Origin of the sequence: Bradyrhizobium sp. (genome assembly GCF_016462955.1) — a bacterium.
Lineage (GTDB): Bacteria > Pseudomonadota > Alphaproteobacteria > Rhizobiales > Xanthobacteraceae > Bradyrhizobium.
Window position 1 is genome coordinate 830 of record NZ_JAEMSD010000299.1, and the last position, 1,991, is coordinate 2,820.

Genomic DNA, 1,991 nt, shown 5'->3' on the forward strand with positions numbered 1-1,991 from the left:
GCCTGGGAATCCTGATAGCGGCGAACCTGCTCTTCGCGCGCGGGATCACCGCCGCCGCCGCGATCGAGCGCGGCGAGTTGGCCTTCCAATCGCACGCACATCGGGTTCGGTCCGAGCCCGTTCTGGCCGGGCTGAGGCGGCGGGCCGGGTGGTCCAGCCTGCGCAAGAGCGCCGGTGGCAAGCACGATCGTGCTCAGGAGCACGGTGCAGGCACGGATGAAGCGGGCACGGGAGAGAAACAAGAATTCAGGCATATCCGCCATTCTAGCGAGGTCACGGCCCAATGTGACTTTCGACGTGACTCTGAAGGGCCGAGGCGCGCCCTCCAATAGCCGCTTCCTGCGGCACCGTCACGTCGTTTCGAGCCAAGACCGGTCCTAAGGTCCGCCAGCTCCGAGCGAATTCAGCGCTGGCAGGTGATTGCGACATATTCGTCGCAATGGCCATGGGAGCAGTTTGCGCCGGATTTGGGGACGGAGCCGGTAATTTCGTCGGGATCGACCCGGCGGTAGCTCGATGCCTGGGCAAAATCTCGTGACTGGCAATAGGTGCGCGCAGCGGCCGCGCCGCATTTGCCACCCGCGACCAGGCACTGATCGACCCCATAGCTGCCCGTCTGATTGGCGATGATGAAGACGCGGGTCTCGGCGAAGGCGACGGAAGCTGCAAGGAGCGAGGCGCCGACAATGAGCGGGGGCAGGGACCGCATGAAAAGACCGGGGCAAAAAGTGAAGGTGTGCGGGTTCCAGAATGGCCTCAAATGGTTAGGGGATCATGAAGTGCCGGGCCGGGGGCGGGGCAAAAGCGGCATTTTGGCGGCCCTTGACGCCGGGGGGCGTGGTGGCCCATATGTGCCGCATGAACGGTCTCCTCGCCATTTGCGCCATTTGCCGCGAGATTACGAGCTAGCGATTCGCTGGCTGGAGCCGTCTTTTCTCAACCACATTGAGAGCCTTGGACGCCCGGCCGAGAGGATGGGTTGTCATGGAATTGCGTCTTTACGATACGCTGAGCCGGGAAAAGCGCACCTTCGTGCCGCTCGATGCGAACAACGTCCGCATGTATGTCTGCGGACCGACGGTCTATGACTTCGCCCATATCGGCAATGCGCGGCCGGTGATCGTGTTCGACGTGCTGTTCCGGCTGCTGCGCCACCTCTATGGCGAGGCGCACGTTACGTATGTCCGCAACATCACCGACGTCGACGACAAGATCAACGACCGCGCCGCGCGCGATTTTCCCGGGCTGCCGCTGAACGAGGCCATTCGCAAGGTCACTGAGCAGACCGGCAATCAGTTTCACGCCGACGTCGATGCGCTTGGCGCGCTGCGGCCGAGCGTCGAGCCGCGCGCCACCGAGCATATCGGCGAGATGCGCGAGATCATCGAGCGGCTGGTCGCCGGTGGCTTTGCCTATGTCGCCGAGGAGCACGTGCTGTTCTCGCCCCAGGCGATGAACGCGGCCAATTCCGCGCTGCCGCGCTATGGCGCGCTGTCGAAGCGCTCGCTCGACGAGATGATCGCGGGCGCGCGGGTCGATGTCGCGCCCTACAAGCGCGATGCGACCGACTTCGTGCTGTGGAAGCCGTCCAAGCCCGGCGAGCCGTCCTGGCCGTCGCCATCAGGCATTGCCGCACAGGGCCGCCCCGGCTGGCACATCGAGTGCTCGGCCATGGCGTGGAAGCATCTCGGCGAGCATTTCGACATTCACGGCGGCGGTATCGACCTCGTGTTTCCGCATCACGAGAACGAGGTGGCGCAGACCTGCTGCGCCTTCCACCGCGAGCGCATGGCGAACTATTGGATGCACAACGGCTTCCTGCAGGTCGAGAGCGAGAAGATGTCGAAGAGCCTCGGCAATTTCATCACGATCCACGAACTGCTGAAGGACTGGCCGGGCGAAGTGCTGCGGCTTAACATGCTGAAGACGCATTACCGCTCGCCGATCGACTGGACCATGAAGTCGCTGGAAGAGAGCGCCAAGACGCTCGA

2 protein-coding genes and 1 pseudogene are annotated in these 1,991 nt (G+C 63.7%); 1 reads left to right on the forward strand and 2 read right to left on the reverse strand.

Annotation, left to right across the window (positions count from 1 at the left end; all coding sequences use genetic code 11):
• Positions 1 to 263: pseudogene (locus tag JHD07_RS25495) on the reverse strand (hypothetical protein); the annotation flags it as partial.
• Between the two features lie 140 nt (positions 264 to 403).
• On the reverse strand, positions 404 to 709 hold the full coding sequence (locus tag JHD07_RS25500) for a hypothetical protein (RefSeq protein WP_291627079.1): 306 nt from the start codon (positions 707 to 709) through the stop codon (positions 404 to 406).
• A 275-nt stretch (positions 710 to 984) separates the two neighbouring features.
• Here JHD07_RS25500 and cysS point away from each other — a divergent pair.
• The coding region (gene cysS / locus JHD07_RS25505) for a cysteine--tRNA ligase (RefSeq protein ID WP_291627081.1) at positions 985 to 1,991 on the forward strand (1,007 nt) is incomplete at its 3' end.